The 15,742-nt window shown below is 48.1% G+C and carries 18 protein-coding genes; all 18 read right to left on the bottom strand.

The window, feature by feature from the left end:
* Position 1: 1 nt before the first annotated feature.
* A complete protein-coding gene (locus Q4A85_RS00650; RefSeq protein ID WP_303107032.1) occupies positions 2–973 on the bottom strand; it encodes an IS110 family transposase in 972 nt (323 codons plus the stop codon).
* Positions 974–1,226: 253 nt separating this feature from the next.
* A complete protein-coding gene (locus tag Q4A85_RS00645; protein ID WP_303107030.1) occupies positions 1,227–2,375 on the bottom strand; it encodes a zonular occludens toxin domain-containing protein in 1,149 nt (382 codons plus the stop codon).
* Between the two features lie 21 nt (positions 2,376–2,396).
* Entirely contained in the window at positions 2,397–2,663 is a 267-nt protein-coding gene (locus Q4A85_RS00640) for a DUF2523 domain-containing protein (RefSeq protein WP_303107105.1), read from the bottom strand.
* Positions 2,664–2,698: 35 nt separating this feature from the next.
* Positions 2,699–4,120, bottom strand: a complete 1,422-nt coding sequence (locus tag Q4A85_RS00635; protein ID WP_303107028.1) for an IgG-binding virulence factor TspB family protein — start codon at positions 4,118–4,120, stop codon at positions 2,699–2,701.
* A complete protein-coding gene (locus Q4A85_RS00630; protein ID WP_303107027.1) occupies positions 4,117–4,446 on the bottom strand; it encodes a hypothetical protein in 330 nt (109 codons plus the stop codon). The genes Q4A85_RS00635 and Q4A85_RS00630 overlap by 4 nt, the downstream gene beginning before the upstream one ends.
* Positions 4,447–4,574: 128 nt before the next feature.
* Positions 4,575–4,886, bottom strand: coding sequence for a hypothetical protein (locus tag Q4A85_RS00625; RefSeq protein WP_303107026.1), 312 nt, complete (start codon positions 4,884–4,886; stop codon positions 4,575–4,577).
* An 18-nt stretch (positions 4,887–4,904) separates the two neighbouring features.
* Positions 4,905–5,147 carry a hypothetical protein gene (locus tag Q4A85_RS00620; RefSeq protein WP_303107025.1) on the bottom strand — a complete coding sequence of 81 codons (243 nt, stop codon included), beginning with the start codon at positions 5,145–5,147 and terminating at the stop codon, positions 4,905–4,907.
* Positions 5,148–5,348: 201 nt separating this feature from the next.
* Entirely contained in the window at positions 5,349–5,672 is a 324-nt protein-coding gene (locus tag Q4A85_RS00615; protein WP_303107023.1) for a hypothetical protein, read from the bottom strand.
* A 93-nt stretch (positions 5,673–5,765) separates the two neighbouring features.
* Complete coding sequence (locus Q4A85_RS00610; protein WP_303107021.1) at positions 5,766–6,086, bottom strand: hypothetical protein; 321 nt, start codon at positions 6,084–6,086, stop codon at positions 5,766–5,768.
* A 24-nt stretch (positions 6,087–6,110) separates the two neighbouring features.
* Positions 6,111–7,643, bottom strand: a complete 1,533-nt coding sequence (locus Q4A85_RS00605; RefSeq protein WP_303107019.1) for a replication initiation factor domain-containing protein — start codon at positions 7,641–7,643, stop codon at positions 6,111–6,113.
* Positions 7,640–7,900, bottom strand: coding sequence for a hypothetical protein (locus tag Q4A85_RS00600; RefSeq protein ID WP_303107018.1), 261 nt, complete (start codon positions 7,898–7,900; stop codon positions 7,640–7,642). Before Q4A85_RS00600 ends, Q4A85_RS00605 begins: the two co-directional genes overlap by 4 nt.
* 4 nt (positions 7,901–7,904) lie before the next feature.
* Positions 7,905–8,204 carry a hypothetical protein gene (locus Q4A85_RS00595; protein ID WP_303107017.1) on the bottom strand — a complete coding sequence of 100 codons (300 nt, stop codon included), beginning with the start codon at positions 8,202–8,204 and terminating at the stop codon, positions 7,905–7,907.
* Between the two features lie 207 nt (positions 8,205–8,411).
* Positions 8,412–9,515, bottom strand: a complete 1,104-nt coding sequence (recA, locus tag Q4A85_RS00590; protein WP_303107016.1) for a recombinase RecA — start codon at positions 9,513–9,515, stop codon at positions 8,412–8,414.
* Between the two features lie 143 nt (positions 9,516–9,658).
* Positions 9,659–9,994, bottom strand: a complete 336-nt coding sequence (locus Q4A85_RS00585) for a DUF4298 domain-containing protein (RefSeq protein WP_303107015.1) — start codon at positions 9,992–9,994, stop codon at positions 9,659–9,661.
* 102 nt (positions 9,995–10,096) lie between these two features.
* Positions 10,097–10,669 (bottom strand): hypothetical protein, encoded by a 573-nt coding sequence (locus tag Q4A85_RS00580; RefSeq protein ID WP_303107013.1) that lies wholly within the window; start codon positions 10,667–10,669, stop codon positions 10,097–10,099.
* Positions 10,662–12,035 (bottom strand): hypothetical protein, encoded by a 1,374-nt coding sequence (locus Q4A85_RS00575; RefSeq protein ID WP_303107012.1) that lies wholly within the window; start codon positions 12,033–12,035, stop codon positions 10,662–10,664. The genes Q4A85_RS00580 and Q4A85_RS00575 overlap by 8 nt, the downstream gene beginning before the upstream one ends.
* Complete coding sequence (locus Q4A85_RS00570) at positions 12,032–14,953, bottom strand: hypothetical protein (protein ID WP_303107011.1); 2,922 nt, start codon at positions 14,951–14,953, stop codon at positions 12,032–12,034. The genes Q4A85_RS00575 and Q4A85_RS00570 overlap by 4 nt, the downstream gene beginning before the upstream one ends.
* Complete coding sequence (locus tag Q4A85_RS00565) at positions 14,953–15,741, bottom strand: hypothetical protein (protein WP_303107010.1); 789 nt, start codon at positions 15,739–15,741, stop codon at positions 14,953–14,955. The genes Q4A85_RS00570 and Q4A85_RS00565 overlap by 1 nt, the downstream gene beginning before the upstream one ends.
* Between the last annotated feature and the right edge of the window lies 1 nt (position 15,742).

Genomic DNA, 15,742 nt, shown 5'->3' with positions numbered 1-15,742 from the left:
ATCAAGCCACTTCAATCATTTTATTTGCTTTTTGGTGCATGGTTGCGTCAAAAGGCTTTTGTGTTTTCAGGCAGGTATAGGCATAGCGTAGTATTTTGCACATCATCATAATGTAAACTTGCTTTGGGTGTTTGCCCCTTGCGACTTGCTCATTAAACCAACCGCGCCATAGCTTGCTTCTTGTACAGGCTGAACGCGCTGGCATATTCAGTGATTTTCTCAATGTCTTATCGCCCATTTTTGAGACTTTTTGCATGCCTTTGTATTTGCCGCTGTCTCTGATAATGGGCGATAGTCCCAAGTAGCTGATTAAGTGTTTTGCTGTTCTGAATTTGTCTAAATCAACGAGAACGGATAGTAGGATTTGCGCGGTGTTTTTGCCTACGCCGGGAATGGTGGAGAGAATTTTTTGTTTTGCTTTTAGCTGCTCATCGTTTTCAATAATAATTTGGATTTTATCTCTGATTTTTTCTAACTCTTCTATCGTTTCAATCATTTTTTCAACAGATGCTTTGGTGTATTCATCGGCTGTTTCTTTTCGGTTCTTTTCTGAAACGAGTAAGCCATTTAGCTGCTCCGTTCTGCGATGAAGTGATTGTATGGCTGTTCTGGCTTCGTTATTGGGTTGCCATGTTGGTGGATTTTCTTTTTTGGCAAATTCTGCAATCAGTTTTGAATCTTGCTTATCTGTCTTGATGCGTTTTAGCTTCATTTTGGCGTAGCCTTTTATGGCAAGTGGATTGACCACGGAAACAGCATAGCCATTCTGATGTAGTGTTGTGGCAACAAGTAAATAATAAACGTTTGTTGCTTCGCAGCAGATTTGTGTATTTTTTTGATTTAATCCGTTTGTTTGTAGATGCGCTAATAGTTCTTGAATGCCTTGCATGGTATTGTCAATTTTGAAATGACCGCCGGCATCTGAATAAACATCTATTGTGTTCTTTGAAATGTCTAATCCTAGATAGTGCATGTTTTGCAATCCTTGCAATGATGGCTTTTTGCCAATGATACTGTTATGTTTTGTGTCAAAAGAAAAACTGCACGCACCAATCTTTTGTCATGGCTTAACCAAGGCAGCTTTGCGGGTGTCGTGCAGTTTTAAATTTTACTGGGTGGGAAACGTAAAAGCAACACAAAATACTATCTTTTAGCTAATTGCATATTTCATTATATTTTTATGAACTATATATTTTATGTGTATTTTATATTAGTTTATTATTTAGCTATTGTATTACGGCAAGCCTTTCTGAACGCCCTGCGGTTAAACTGGGTAAAGGCTTGCCGTCCAATTCCAAGATTTGATTGCTGGATGCGTTTTCAGGCTGCCCTATGCTTTTGTTTTGCGCGTATGTGTTTTGTTGCATTGGCTCACGGAAAGGATCGAACGGCAAGCCGTTTTCTACATAATCTAAACATAATTCTTTGCTGATTTCTTTTAGCTTGGTTGCTTGATCAGAATAGCAGGTACAACCTGTTTTTCCGCCTTTGATACACGCGGCGATGCGCTCATATTGCTTGACTTGGCGGACACTGTTGTAAAGCGGTTTTGATTCTGGACGCTCTGCCAAAGTGGGTACAAACATATCAGGATTTAAATCTGCGCCTTGATTGACTTGTGAAATAGCATTTTGTTTTAAATTCTCTATGTTGCCTGTAAGCGTGGCGGGGCTAGATGCGCTTTGGTTATCGCTGTTTTCAGCTACCATACCCGCTTTGACTTTATAGCCTTGATACATGCGATAACCCATAAAACCTACTAAACCAAAGATAAACGGGATAAAAATAAGCATGGCAATAATCACATAATACCAGCGTGATTTAACATGACCGTGCCCTGTATGGGCTTCTGCTGATTTGTAATACTGAAAGACTTCTTCGCGGATTTTATGGCTACTAGATAACGCATTCTTTGCTTGGGCAGTAGGATTTAATGCGACTTCATTCCACTCTAAACGCGTTAATCCCCCCATTTTGTTAGCGGCGATATGAATGTGTTTACCGACTACTTCACGCAGGTTGATGTCTATGATTTTCGGCGATTGGGTAATCAAAATTAAATCAATCGCCGAATGCCCGTGTACATTAAGCCAAGCTACTTTATCAGGCATCTTGCTGCCAGCAGGGCGAGCAGGAAATAAATTTTGTACTTCGTCAAATACAACAACAGAGCCAATATTCTCTTTCCATTGTAGCCATACGTTTAAATCTTCCCAGCTATGTCCTTCAGGTGGTTTATGGTGTGGTATTTCTAGCCCATTGATATTGCTAAATAGTTTGCGACCTTTGTAATAATCATCAAACATCAGCATTTCTACAACAAAGGCTGTTTTACCAATTCTTGGTTTACCTGTTACCAGAACAATTTGTGCCATTGCCTTTCCTTTATCGCTTCGCTAGCCTTTTTTGCCTGTTGGCATCAACTTGGTTAATGTCTTAAACGTTAAAATAAAGGTTAGGCAGCCTAGAAAGATATTGAGCACCGTGCCACCGCCTGAAATATAAAAGATTTGTAATAGACCAGCAGGAACGCCTTGTACAGACGCGGCGATGCTTTCTTTGAATCCTGAAATCAACGCTTCTAAACCTACATAGGTTACAGCCGATAAGCCAAACGCCGCTATGATTCTGCCAGCGAGTGTACCCAAGCCACTTAACAACATGGGTATTAGAGCAGCTAGAAATTTCATATTTCCCCCTAACTTTCACGAATAGTGCGCGCGCAAAAAAATGCGGCAACGAGCCAAGCAAACGCAATAATCATTGGACGTAGCATACTGGCTAAATCGCACGCTGGTTGTAAGCTAAATCCAAAGGTTGAACCGAATGCCTGAAATTGCACAGGAACGGGACATACGCCATCCGTTGGAAAGACGTTGTCAGGTGTAAATTTGAGTGGGATTTCTTCTTTGGGAATATCAAACTCTGTATCTGTTGTCGTGGGTTTGTCGGGAACGGTATCACACGCGAGAATATCGGGATGTTCTTTGCACAAATCTATCGGCGCAGGTTGGGATGCGGGTTGCGTCTTTTTGTCGGGGTTGTCGGTTTTTTTGTCGGGAACTTGGCTAGGATCTAATTTTGGAGCTTGGGGGCTATCGGGGGTTAAATCAGGGCGGTTGGTTATTTCTTCTTTGACTGAACCGTCGCTATTGAACGTCCATTTGCTTTGTTTGGCTTTGCCGTCTGCGGGGTCGGTGTAGGGGCGGGATTGGGCGACTGTGCCGTCTGTTACCATTATTTTAGGCTCCCCGTCGGGTTTTACTTCTGATGTACGTACCCATTCGTCAGGGGCTGCGGTGGCTTCGGGTGTGCCTTCTTCAATGAATTCGTCTAGCGTCATGGGGACGTAGTCCACGTACTTGTAGATCGCTACACCAAGATTAGAAACTGTATTGTATTTTTCTGAATAACAACGACCACCCCAGCTACCCATTCTTTCAAAATTATGAATAACATCATCGCTTCCTTTAAAAGTTATGCCTTTACAATAGTTATTAGCTGCTGCCATTGCAGCATCTAAACCTTTCGGATAATCAATCAAATTACATCCACCTTCCATTTTATTACAGATATTATCTAATTCGTGAGAAGTAACGGCTAGTCCAACAGTTGATGAACCTATTACTTTTGTAGCAACAACAACATAGGTGTTGTCGTCGGCGGGACGGACAAAATCGTTGCGTTCGTTGTTCCATGAGAATTTTGAACCAAAGATGGCGTGTTTAACTAACTCATAGGCTAATGAATATAAGCCAAATCTCACAGCACCACCCAAAAAACCAACACCTTTTTTAGCAATATACGGTCCCGCTGCCCTAGCTTTGGATAATAAGCTAGCAAATACCTTTCTTTTGTCAGTTACTACCCGATATGCCGCAGGGATAGCATCTGCGGATTGTGCGCCATTGCTGCCAACCACCACAGCGGGAAGTGTTGTACTACCTTGAAATTGACTACCGCGCAGTTTATGGGCTAGCCCAGTAACATCTCGTGTTCTATCGTATTCAAAAGTATAGTGTCCATCTCTTACAACGGTTTTTAATCCATTTTGGTTAAAACCGCTATCGGCAAGGGCGATGCAAGGGATAAGGGCACAGGCTAAAAATAGTTTTTTCATTCTCTACGGACTACACTTTTTTCTCTTTCCTTTTCTCGCCGCTGTTTCATAAATTCCACAAATTCTATTTGTTCGGAAGTGGGTGGGTTTGTTGGCGGCGGAGCGGGATTAGGGGCATTGTCAAAAAATATATCGTTGTCATCATTTTCATTTGATGAATGCGTTTCAAAATTTTCAAAAATTACATTTAAAACTATATATGCAACAAAAAGAAAAATAAGCAAACCGATTTGTTGCCCAATACTCCAATCTGAAAAAATTTTGTTTTTCCATAACCAGTTTCCAGCTATTGCCGCAGCAATCATAATCAGCATTTCTTTAAACATTTCAAACCCTTTTGCAGCCTTTCGCTGCTGTTGTTAAAGGGTTGAATGTAACACGCTCATTGCGCTTTTGCTAGATGAATAGCTTCAATATCAGCATTAGGGCAAAAAAGCTGTATAGCGTCCATATGTCAATCATGGGGTTTCTCGTCTTGTTCGCTCATGCTGCGGATTAGGCTGTATACCTGCCTGAACAGAAATATCAGGGATACAATTCCGATAATTGGGGCGGCAAGTTCTGCTCCTAGCATTACTTGTTCTTCCAAACTGCATTCGGGGAAACTTAATTGGATTTTTTGACCGTTTAAGTACCAATCTTGCCCTTGTTTTACGGGGCGAATGAGTAAGCCTTCTGCGGTTATGGTTGGGGGCTGCTGACTGAGTAGATAGTCATGCGCTGCTTCGCTGCTGACGAAGCATTGGTAGCCAATTCTGTAACCCATTCAGTAGCCCCCTTTAATTTAGCTCGCAGTTTTGGTCATGCGGAATGCCATGCGGAAGCCTTGAATCAAAACGATTACAGACAATACGGCTGTGCCGATTGCGGTAATCATCACGGCAAATTTGGCAATTTCGGTTGCTGCGGTTGTGCCGATTGATGAGATATCGTTATCGGCAAAAGCGAGCATTGGGGTTGCCATTGCTGCCGTGAGTAAGGCGCGTTTATTTGTTACTGCGCCTTTGGCTTTTTGGATTAGGTTCATGATGAACTCCTTGAAAGTTAATAAAAGGCTTTTATTTTTCAGGCAGCCTGAAACCTGATTACTTCATCCGTGCAATTACCCAAATAGGTAATAGGCAGATGTAAATAACCCTATAAGGCAAATAATTAAAGCGACAACACAGCATTTAAACCAAAATGGGATAGGTTGTTTCATGCTCATGGTATTTCCTTTTCTGCTTTTCTAATCTGGATAGAACTCTGAATAATCACCGTCGTAATCTTCATCAATTAAGCCTAAATCAATAAGCTGTTCTCTAAATTCTTCGTCATCTAATGCTTCATCATACTCATGTTCTAAATCTCCCCTAGAATACATTTCATCTTCCACATCTTGAGCCGCAGTCATTTTGTCGTACATCTGCGTTGTTACATCATCAATCTGTTGAGAGTCTGCATTTTGTCCTTTAAGTAGAATTAGTTGTTCAAGCAATTCATCGGCTTCTGCCAATAAAGAATCACGAATACTTAGGAGCTCATCGCTTGAATAATCTGAATAATCACTCATGGCATTGACCTATTTTTAAGAAGTGGGCGGTTAGTGGGGCTTTTATTCGCGCGACCGCCCTGCACGCGATAAACTTTTAGGCTGCCTGAAATGCTAGCCTTTGGCTTTGTCTTGGCTACTCATGGCTGCTTGACCCAGTATTTCTAGCTTGGTTACGACGTTTATCATGCCGTTGCCTTTTTTAACCGGCGTAAACTCTACTTCTACGGGACAGGGAAGTTTGCCGCGTAGGTGGGCGAGTTTGATGTGGTCGGCTTCTGTGCCGTATTCCAGCTCTAAAACATCTACGCCAAACTCTTTTTGTTGCTGTTCGTAGACAGGAATTTCTACGTAAATGCGTGTGTAGTCATATTCTTGTCCTGAACCTTCTACTGTGCCTTTGTTGAATTTAACTTTGCGAAGTTGTGTTTTCATGGGTTGCCCTTTCTTGGCGGTTGGTTAAAGTTGTTTATGCCATGCTGCCTGCCAGCTGTTATCAAAGGCTTGCTGCATTCGGAATAGCTTGGCTTGTTCGGCTAGCTTGTCCATTCGTTGATGGAATTTTGCTTGCCGTTCTCTTTCGCTTATTTCTTTCATGTAACTTTGCACTTCGGTATTGTGCTGTTGGGCTATGGTTTTCATTTGGTGGATGTATTGGACGTTGGCTTGGCGGCAGTCGTGTTTGTCTGCGCCTAGGCGTTTGGGGAGTTTGGTTTTGCCCCCTTTCAGCAAAACTTTGATTTCTTCGTCGTCAAAGCCAAACTGTTCCAGTGCGTTAATACAGGGGCTGCATGCTTGGCTTGCGTACTTTAAAACGTGTTCTAGGTTAATCATTTCGGTTTTTTTGATGCGCTCGGCTTTTTTGAGTTGTTCGCGAAACCGACTGAATAGGTCTTGGCAGATGGGATAGGCGGCGGTTAGGTAGCTGCCTGCGCTGATTAAAATATCATGTGGGATGATGTAATCTCGGTTGCGGAGCTGTAATTCAAAGCGCACCCATGGGCTGCTGTTGTCGCCTTGTTCACAACCTTTGTCGTAAACGCGCACCATGCGGCTGCTGTTGGGTGTGCCTACGTAAAAGGTTTTGCCTGTGCGTTTGTCGTCTAGCCAGTCGTAGCCGTGTAGCCTTGCTCTTGGGTGTTGTCCTTTGTTGTCAAAACCGCCGCTTTCCCATGCGATTTTGGCTTGGTCGGGGGTGAATTCGCCGTTGATGAAGTCGTGGGCTAAGTCTATGCGGGTGATTTTGGCAAAGGGGGCGAATACTTCTAGCCAGCTATATAGGCGGTTTTCCCAGCCGTCTTGGGCTGCGGTTAAGCCGTCGCCATATAGGTGTATCATGACGCTGTCTTTTTGATTGAGACCGCCAAAAGCGATTACGCCGTACTTGGCTGTGTTTGTGCCCATGACAAAGCTATATTTGTAGCCGTTGATGCCGTTTTTTTGTTGATAGATGCCGAAACCCATTAGGGTTTGCATAAGTTCGGAAAGTTTTACGGCAAGTTGCTGAATGTTGTCGGGGTGTTGGTCGTCTATGGGTAAATCGGGTTCAACCAGTACATCTTGGGTAAAGGTGAAGGTGAGTGTGTCTATATGGGCTGCGGTTTCGTTGCCTTGCCGTAGTGGAATTTCTTTGAGTTTGCCGTTTACCATGACGAACTGACTTGTTTTGGTACTGTGGGCGCGTAGGGTGGACTTTTTGGCGTTGCTGCCTTTGTCCGCCGCTTCACGAGCTGCGCCAGTTTGTCCCCCCGTGTTACTAGCGGGGGCGTTTTGCGCCTGCGTGTCCGCAACCGCCTGACGGCTGTTTGCTGCCTCGCCGTCGCAAACGCTTGCCGCTGTATCTGAAACTTCTGTTGTTTCTGTGCTTTGTTTGGCTAGACGTGAAAATCCGCGTTTTGCATCGGCTTTGCGTGTGTAGCTGCGGATGAATTGACCGTTGATGTATAAATCAAATGTGCCTTGTTGGTTTTGGGTAATTTCGCAGGTGTTCATTTTGCTGCTCTCTTTGCATTTTGTTGGTTTTGCCTTGCAAGTTGCCGCCAGTCGGTTTTTTCGTACTCAATCGCGTGCTCAAAAACGTTTAGATGCTTGGCTTCAAATTGGGCGATTTTTTCGCAAACTTCGGCGAGTGTTTGACAAATATTGGTTTCCATTACGCCTGTGTTTCTTGGGTTAATTACCAGCATGTTTAGCTGGTAGTTTTGGTTTTCGGCGTTGCGTTTGATTTGGATGGATAGGTCAATGTTCATAGCATTACCTTTCGTTTCCTGCTAGCTTGGCTTTAATGGCATATACTTTGTCTTTTAGTGCTTCTAGTTGTTTGAAATAGTGGTTATCCACTAGGCTTTGGTCAATAAGTAGATGAATAACTAATAAAATATCGTTTTCTAAGCCCCATGTTGAATATGCTGTCAAGTTGTGTGAATTTTTAGCTATTAGCTTTTCTAACAACTCCACTTTTTTTCTATATTCATCAACAATAATTTGCAAGTCAATTTCAACTACTCTTGCATCGTCTTTGTTTCTGTATCTTCTTGCGCTGTCTTCATACATGATAAAAGCCCCTTAACTCGTTTAAGTAAGGGGCTATCAGCCTTGCGGTGTATAATGGCTTGTTGCCTAAGATACTGTCAGATATGATGCCCCTTGTGGAGCTTCAAATATACAAGGCAGCCTGAAAACGAGCGAAGTGAGTTTCAGCGTAGCTAAAACGCACTATCTTGTTTTCAGGCTGCCTATCTAGCTATCTAACTTTGCCGATTATTCTTCGTCAGGCATTTCGCCATCGGTTTCATCCAACACGCCTTCGGTGATGATGGGGTTCACCAAGCCTTCGGCGCGGATTTTAGCGGCGATTTCGTTGGCGATTTCTGGGTTTTCTTTCAACCAGATGCGCACGTTTTCTTTGCCTTGTCCGATTTTGTTGCCGTTGTAACTGTACCATGCGCCTGATTTTTCAATGATGCCGTATTTGTCGCCCAAATCAATCAATTCGCCCTCCCAGCTGATGCCCTCGCCGTAAAGGATGTCAAATTCGGCGGTGCGGAAAGGTGGCGCAACTTTGTTTTTCACCACTTTCACTTTGGTTTCTTTGCCGATGGGCATTTCGTCTTTATCTTTGTCTTTGCCTGCGGGTTTGATTTGCGTTGTGCCGCGAATGTCTATGCGCACAGATGAATAGAATTTCAGCGCGTTGCCGCCTGTGGTGGTTTCAGGGTTGCCAAACATCACGCCAATTTTCATGCGGAGTTGGTTGATGAACACCACCAGCGTGTTGGTTTTTTTGATGTGTCCTGTGAGCTTGCGCAGGGCTTGGCTCATCAGGCGGGCTTGCAAGCCAACGTGGCTGTCGCCCATGTCGCCCTCAATTTCAGCTTCGGGTACCAGCGCGGCAACGGAGTCAATCACCACCATGTCCACGCCGCCTGAACGCACCAGCATATCGCAGATTTCTAGCCCTTGTTCGCCCGTGTCGGGCTGTGACACCATCAAATCTTCCACTTTTACGCCGAGTTTGCGGGCGTAAACGGGGTCAAAGGCGTTTTCGGCATCAATAAAGGCGCACACACCGCCCATTTTTTGGCATTGGGCGATGGTTTCTAGGCAAAGCGTGGTTTTGCCTGATGATTCTGGGCCAAAAATTTCTACGATGCGCCCGCGTGGCAAGCCGCCTACGCCTAGGGCAAGGTCAAGTCCCAGCGAGCCTGTGGAGATGACTTGCAGCTCTTCTTGCGGGGTGCTGCCGTCCATTTTCATAATCGCGCCTTTGCCGAAACTTTTTTCAATTTGGGCAAGGGCGGCTTTGAGCGCGGTGGCTTTGTCAACTGGTTTATCGGTGTTTTTGTCGGATTTTTTTTCTGCCATGATTGTGTCTCTTGTTGAATAGGTTTGGAATGGGGGCGGATTATCGCATAGTTTTCAGGCTGCCTGAAATGGGATTGTATGATGGTGTTGTTTTTGCTTTGTTGTTTCGTTTGGCTGTGCGGTTTGTACGGTTTCAGGCTGCCTTACACGCGGTTTTCAGGGTCAAGCGCGGCGGTGGCATCGCGCAGCTGCTGCCACGCAAGGCGGGTGTAGTCGGCGAACGCGTCAAACAGCGCGTCTTCGCTCAACACGCTGTATTCGCCTTCGGTGCGCAGCGACACGGGCAAACCATCTGCCACAGCATCCATGTATTCCATATATTCGGTGGCATAAAACTTGTCCAGCTCTGCCATAATCTGCGCCGCCTGCTGCCATTGCTGTTGCGCGGCTTCAAGCTGTGGCAAAAGTTGCAGCCATTGGCGGTAGAGAGTTTGGATTTCGTTGATGCGCTGTTGGGCTTGTTCGAGGGTAAGGTTCATGGGTTTTCTTTCTTAAAAATAAAACGGTATGAGTCGCGCACTATGAAGCATTGCTAAACGGTGCGTGAGCAAGCTCACACACCCTACTCGCTGATTGTTGATTTATTCTAATGGCGCAGCATTTTCCGCTTGGGCAAACAATTCTTCAAAAAAATCCCGCCCTGCATCGGTCAGCACAAAATTGCCGCGTGCGTTTTCAAAAACGATATTGCGGCGCAGCAGCAGGCGGTTGATTTCGTTCCACAGCGGTGCGTTGTTGCAGTGGCAGGCGGCGAGGATGCGGCGCATTTCGGGGTCTTGGTCGGCGGCTTCGGCCAGTTCGCGTCTGAATCCTGCTTCGGCGGCGGTGAGCAGCTCAAAGCGGTAATTGCGCGACAGGGCGGTTTTCGCCATTACGGTGAGCAGGGCTTGGATGGCGGTGGCGGTTTGGCTGCTTTTGTCGTCTTCTGCGCTGTGTTCTTTGAGGTAGGCGTAGTCGGGGCGCAGCACGAGTTCGCAGCCGATGCGCTGATACAGGGCACGGTAGCCGTTTTCGCTTTCATATTGGGACGAGAGTTCTTGGAACAGTTCGTCTTCGGCAAAACTGTTGCGTATCGGGTCGTAGCGGCGGCGGTTGAGGATTTTGCCGTTGATAAGGATGTCGTAGATTTGTTGGCTGCGTTTGGTATCAATCATGTCTGACCTCGTTGCTGAGTGCGTGGTAGTGCAGGGTTTGGTGGCGGTGATGTAGGCTTTTCAGCCCAAATACGGGCACGGGGCGGACGTGGTGTAGGATGCGCAGCCAGCTTAATGCGTTGGACAAATCGGCCAAGGTGTAGTCGGGCAGGCGGTGTTGCAGATAATCGTGCAGGCTGCGGTGCAGGTCGTCTGAAACGGGCACGCGGTATTGGCGGACAAGCTGTTTCAGACGGCTTTCGTGCTGCCGCTGTTTTAATGCCTGTATGCTGTTTTCAGGCTGCCTTGCTACGCGGATATTGGTTTGGGGCGGCTCGGTGCGGTCAAGCTGCACGCGCAGGTGTTCGGCAAACCGCGCCGCTTCGCTGCCCTGCTGCCAGTTGATGGGTTTGTCGTAATGGGGTTTGTGCAGGACAAAATGGGGAAAGGGGTGCGACAAGGCAGCCTGAAACGAGATTTTGCTGCCACGCAGTCTGCCGTCTTGCAGCGTTCCAACGGCTTGGCGCAGGCGGTTGTACAAGGTTTCGACGGCATCGTACTGGCGGCGCATGGTTTCGCTTTGGCGCACATAGCGTTCCATATCCTGCCTGATGCGGTAGATGTCTTTATAGAAGCTGCGGATGCCGTTTTTAACCAGCAGCACGCGGCGGGCGTGGGCGTGCTGACCGGTACGCGAAAACAAATCGGCAATAGCATCGATGCCGCCCATTGGGGTTTTGCCGTCTTTGATGTCTTCGTCTTGGTTGAGAAATTCTAACAACGGCAGGATGCTGCGGCGGTAGATGCTGCCGATTTCATCGAGCGCGGCGCGGCTTTTTTCGCTGTCGGCGGCATCGGCAAGGTCGCTGCCGTCCACGATTTCGGCAAGGTGTTCGGCGCGGTGGCGCAGCGATTCGGTGTTTTCGCGGATGCGGGCGTGGATTTCGTGCAGCGTGTCAAAAGCAGGGCGCACGGTGTCGTTCCATTGCGCGCTGCCGACTTGGTTTTCCAATGCGGACAATTTGTCTGCCAGCGAAAAAATGCGCTCGCGGAACTGTTGCAGCTCGGGGTCGGTCAGGCGGCGCAGGCGGGCGCGGTCAAGGTGGCGGAACATTTCGCTGACGAAGCCCTGCCATTTCAGGCTGCCTGCGTGATGGTCCAAACTCACCAGCAAACCCGCGTCATACAGGTTTTCAGGCTGCATCGCGTTTTGGAATTTTTCGCGTTCGAGGCCGTCTGAAATCTGGTTCAACTCGTGGAAAAACGCTTGTTTGTAAAACGGCAGCGGCAGGGTGTCGTGGTGCTTGTCCATTTCGTCCAGCAGCCTGAAAAAGAACGCTTTGCGCTGAATCAGCATCAGCAGCACGGCATCGGCGTTTACTTTCATGGCGCGTCTCCGTCAGTTATCAACCGTTCCGCGCCGCTGTGGTAGAGAATGGTGTTGCGGGCGTTGTAGGGGTATTCGGCGGAAAAATATTCCAAATTCAGATAATTGCTCACCGCCGCCATCACTTTGGGCGTGAGATCGGGGCAGGTGCCGAATACGGCAAAATGATGCTTTTCGGCAATTTTGACAAACTCGGATAGGTTTTCGCCGTCCAATTTGTCCATTTCGTCCAACACCAGCGGCATGGTCAGCGCGGTGGAACGGCGCATCAGGCGGTTGAGCAGGGTGGAAAACAGCAGGCAGTTAATCATGGTGTTGGTGCCGGTGGATTGGCTGGTGGAGGTGGCCTTGTCTTCGCCCTTTTTGCGGCAGGTGTAGCCGACCTCCTGAATAATGCCCGCCATATCCAGCGTGCTGCGGCCGCTGTTATTGTCAAAAAACGCTTGGGTAAACTGGCGGATAAGCTCGTAGAAATTTTTGTCCAAACCATTGCCCGAAACGCGGTCAATATTGCCCAGCTTGTTTAAAAGCTGTTCAAAATTCGGATGCAGCCTGAAAGAGACGCGGATTTCTTCCAAATCGGAAATGCGGTGGTTACAAAATTCCTGATTGATTTCGCGTTCAAATTCGCGGATTTGCTTGGCGGCATCTTCCAATTCCTGCACACGAATCAGCGCGTGTTTGGTGTGGGCGGCAAGACGGTGGTCAAAATTGCGCTGCTCGGATTCCAGATTGTTGTACAGGGTTTGCAGGGCGGTGTAGCAGTTGTCAAACTCATCAGGCACGAACTCGGTTTTATACGAAAAATCAACAAACTGCCCATCGCGCAACACGCCCGATTTCAGCATCTGCTGCAACAGCGCATCGCGCTCGGTTTGCAGCCTGCGCCACTCGGCAAACGCGGTTTCCACCGCTTTCAGGCTGCCTTCTGCCGCTTGGCACGGCTCGGGCAGCAAAGTAGCAGACAATCCGCCCAATTCGCTGCCGCGCTGCTGTTGGCAGGCGTTCAGCCGCTCTTGCAGCCGCCGATGGTTTTTGTGCCGCTCTTCCACTTCGTACAGCAACGCCAAATGCTCGTCAAACTCTTGTTTGGCAGTATCCGCCGCCTGCGCCGCGCTGTCGTATTGCAGCGATAATTCTTCCAAACGTGCCGCCGTTTCGTCTTTCAGACGACATGTATCTTCGCATTGCGCCTGATTGCTGTCCCACAGCATGATGAGTTTGAGTTCGTCTTCCACCCGCGCCAGTTCGCGCTGGCAGGCTTTTTGTTCAGCAGCCAGATTTTCAGGGCTGCCCGAAAGCGCGGCGGATAAAGTGTCCATTTTTTGGTTGGCGGTTTCGTAACGCTGCTTTGCTTCACTCAAATTCTGTTGCAGCAATTCCTGCTGTTGCGCTTTGTTGTAAACCTGAAACGGCGTTTTCGGCATGGTTTCGCCCAAAAAAGCCAGCCCGCCGTTTTGCTCGGCAAACAGCGCGGCAAACTCGCTAATACGCTGTTTTGCTTCGGCATCGGGCTGCACCGACAAGGTGTTGAAATTGGCGTTCAGGCTGCCCAACACATTGCGGCTGTGCGCATCGGGCAGAAAATCGGGCAGGCAGTCGCGGTTTTGCGCCAGCTGGTTTTCAATCTTTTTGATATCCGTTTCCGCCTGCTTGCGCCGTTGTAAGGCAGCCTGAAAATCCCGCCGCGCGGTTTCTATGCTTTGCAGGCTTTCGGATTGCTGCTGCAAACGGCGTTTTTCCGCATCCAGCGTTTCTTTGATTTTGTCCAGCGTCCAATTGGGATAACGCTCGCACACGGCGGTGGCACGGTTTACCGTTTCTTTGGCTTTTTGATAATGCTGTTCCCGCTCACCCAATATGCCCGACTGTTTGTCTTTTTCCGTTTTCAGGCTGCCTTTGCGGTTTTCGGCGGCGGTTTTCGCTTCCAACAGCGTTTGCTTGCGCGCCTGCAACTGCCGCATTTCGCCGCCCGCATTCTGCTGCGCCTGCAACAGTGCCGCCGCAAAATCGGTATAACCCTGCGCCGCTGCCAATGCCTGCCGCTGCGTACTCTCGCGTAATTGGTATAGGCTGTGCCAGTTTGCCTGCTGGTTGGCACAATCTTGCAAATAATCGCGTTCGGCAATTAATTCTTTTTCTTCGGACAAAATGTCCTGCAAATCGCTGTCCAAACGCTCGTTTGCCCGTTGTTTTTCGCCCTCCAACACCGCAGCCGCCGCATCGGGCAGCGTGCGTTTTTCATTCGCACCAATGTCGTAGGCAAGCTGGAACAGATTGCGGAATGCTTTGATTTCGCGCTCGTTTCCGCCGCCTGCAAACGGCAAAATGCAAAACTGACCTTCCTCGATGCTGTATTCGCCCTCGTTAAACAGCTTTTGGCGGATGTCTTTTTTGTCCGCCACCGTCTCGCCGCCCAGTTTTTTCAGCGTGTCCAACATCGTTTTCAGCGAAGCATCGGCGGCTTTTTCGCCCAAGCCGTCATTCAGGCTGCTTTGCGTGTTCCAAAACAAATATCTTATTTCATCAAACGGTTGTGCCAGCAGCACACGCCCGTAGCCATGCTCGTTTTTGTTGCGATACAGGATTTGGCAAAACACGCCGTGGCGGTTTGCGGCTTCCAGCACGATAAAGGAAAAATCGTCGGGAAAATAATGGCGGTGGCTCTCGCCGCCGCTGTAAAAACCGCCTTTGGAATCGCGGAAAGCAAACTTATTTTTGCAGTCTTTCAGGTTTTCCTCGGGCAGCAGAAACAGTTTCAGCGCGTTGAGTATTGAAGTTTTGCCCTTGTTGTTCTGCCCGAACACCGCCAGATGGCGGTCGATGTCAATCTCGGTAAAACAATGCCCCGCGCTGTTTACAAACACCAGTTTTTTCAACACAAAACGCTCGGAAAAATACTCAAATAAAGTTTGCATTATGGCTCCTCAATCAAATAAATTTCCTGCTCCAAACTCCTGCCCGTGCGTCGCATTGCCGCAATCAGGCGGTCGGTTTCAGGCGACATTCCGCCCAAGTCCGCCAGCTTACTGCGCTGCTGCGTATTAAGCAGACGGTTTGACTTCATTAAATATTCCGCAGGCTCGGGCGGCAAAACAAAACGCACGGCGGTTTGGGGCAGCATGGTTTGCAGGTTGCGGAAAATCTGCAAACCGCCGATGTCCCAGTCAAACAGGCAATACATCGCGCCATACTGCACCAGATACGCGCGGTTCAGCGCATTGCTGATTTGGTTGCCCGCGCCAAACAGCCAGTCTGCCGCCGTAAAATCGTTTTCAGGCTGCCATCGGCGTAGCAGCGCAGACATTTTGTCCAAATGATAAAAATTTTCCAGATTTTCCAACACCACCGCCGACCGAGCCGCCGCAGCAGGCGTTGCCCCGTCTGCGGGCAGCCACACCAATTCAGGCTGCCACAAGGGCGCAGAACGCCGCAGCAGATACGACGCGCCCGTGTTTTCCCGATGGCTGTCGCCCGCCTGCGCCGCCGCCACACGGCTGCCGCTGTCGGCAAAACGCAGCAGCAGTTCGTTGAACTGGTTGTCATCGAGAATTTGCACCCGATACCGCTGCCCGCTTTCGTGTTCAGCTTTGAATATTTTGTCTAAGCCGAACACTTTTTCTTGGCGGCAGAGCTTGGCAAAAACGGGATAATTAATGGGTTTGCCACGATGGATTTTTTCAAGGTAGGGAAAAAGGCGGTGCATG

It is taken from the genome of Kingella sp. (in: b-proteobacteria) (genome assembly GCF_030527935.1).
GTDB lineage: Bacteria > Pseudomonadota > Gammaproteobacteria > Burkholderiales > Neisseriaceae > Kingella_B.
This window is presented reverse-complemented; position numbering and strand designations above follow the sequence as displayed.

Bases quoted from the DNA above. Each gene is read 5' to 3' on its own strand.
- Q4A85_RS00620 (WP_303107025.1), bottom strand. From the start codon at position 5,147: ATGAACCTAATCCAAAAAGCCAAAGGCGCAGTAACAAATAAACGCGCC.
- Q4A85_RS00575 (WP_303107012.1), bottom strand. From the start codon at position 12,035: ATGAAAGTAAACGCCGATGCCGTGCTGCTGATGCTGATTCAGCGCAAA.
- Q4A85_RS00565 (WP_303107010.1), bottom strand. From the start codon at position 15,741: ATGCACCGCCTTTTTCCCTACCTTGAAAAAATCCATCGTGGCAAACCC.
- Q4A85_RS00650 (WP_303107032.1), bottom strand. From the start codon at position 973: ATGCACTATCTAGGATTAGACATTTCAAAGAACACAATAGATGTTTAT.
- Q4A85_RS00610 (WP_303107021.1), bottom strand. From the start codon at position 6,086: ATGAAAACACAACTTCGCAAAGTTAAATTCAACAAAGGCACAGTAGAA.
- Q4A85_RS00645 (WP_303107030.1), bottom strand. From the start codon at position 2,375: ATGGCACAAATTGTTCTGGTAACAGGTAAACCAAGAATTGGTAAAACA.
- Q4A85_RS00630 (WP_303107027.1), bottom strand. From the start codon at position 4,446: ATGTTTAAAGAAATGCTGATTATGATTGCTGCGGCAATAGCTGGAAAC.
- Q4A85_RS00580 (WP_303107013.1), bottom strand. From the start codon at position 10,669: ATGATTGATACCAAACGCAGCCAACAAATCTACGACATCCTTATCAAC.
- Q4A85_RS00635 (WP_303107028.1), bottom strand. From the start codon at position 4,120: ATGAAAAAACTATTTTTAGCCTGTGCCCTTATCCCTTGCATCGCCCTT.
- Q4A85_RS00615 (WP_303107023.1), bottom strand. From the start codon at position 5,672: ATGAGTGATTATTCAGATTATTCAAGCGATGAGCTCCTAAGTATTCGT.
- Q4A85_RS00605 (WP_303107019.1), bottom strand. From the start codon at position 7,643: ATGAACACCTGCGAAATTACCCAAAACCAACAAGGCACATTTGATTTA.
- Q4A85_RS00585 (WP_303107015.1), bottom strand. From the start codon at position 9,994: ATGAACCTTACCCTCGAACAAGCCCAACAGCGCATCAACGAAATCCAA.
- Q4A85_RS00600 (WP_303107018.1), bottom strand. From the start codon at position 7,900: ATGAACATTGACCTATCCATCCAAATCAAACGCAACGCCGAAAACCAA.
- Q4A85_RS00570 (WP_303107011.1), bottom strand. From the start codon at position 14,953: ATGCAAACTTTATTTGAGTATTTTTCCGAGCGTTTTGTGTTGAAAAAA.
- Q4A85_RS00640 (WP_303107105.1), bottom strand. From the start codon at position 2,663: ATGTTGTTAAGTGGCTTGGGTACACTCGCTGGCAGAATCATAGCGGCG.
- Q4A85_RS00595 (WP_303107017.1), bottom strand. From the start codon at position 8,204: ATGTATGAAGACAGCGCAAGAAGATACAGAAACAAAGACGATGCAAGA.
- Q4A85_RS00625 (WP_303107026.1), bottom strand. From the start codon at position 4,886: ATGGGTTACAGAATTGGCTACCAATGCTTCGTCAGCAGCGAAGCAGCG.
- recA (WP_303107016.1), bottom strand. From the start codon at position 9,515: ATGGCAGAAAAAAAATCCGACAAAAACACCGATAAACCAGTTGACAAA.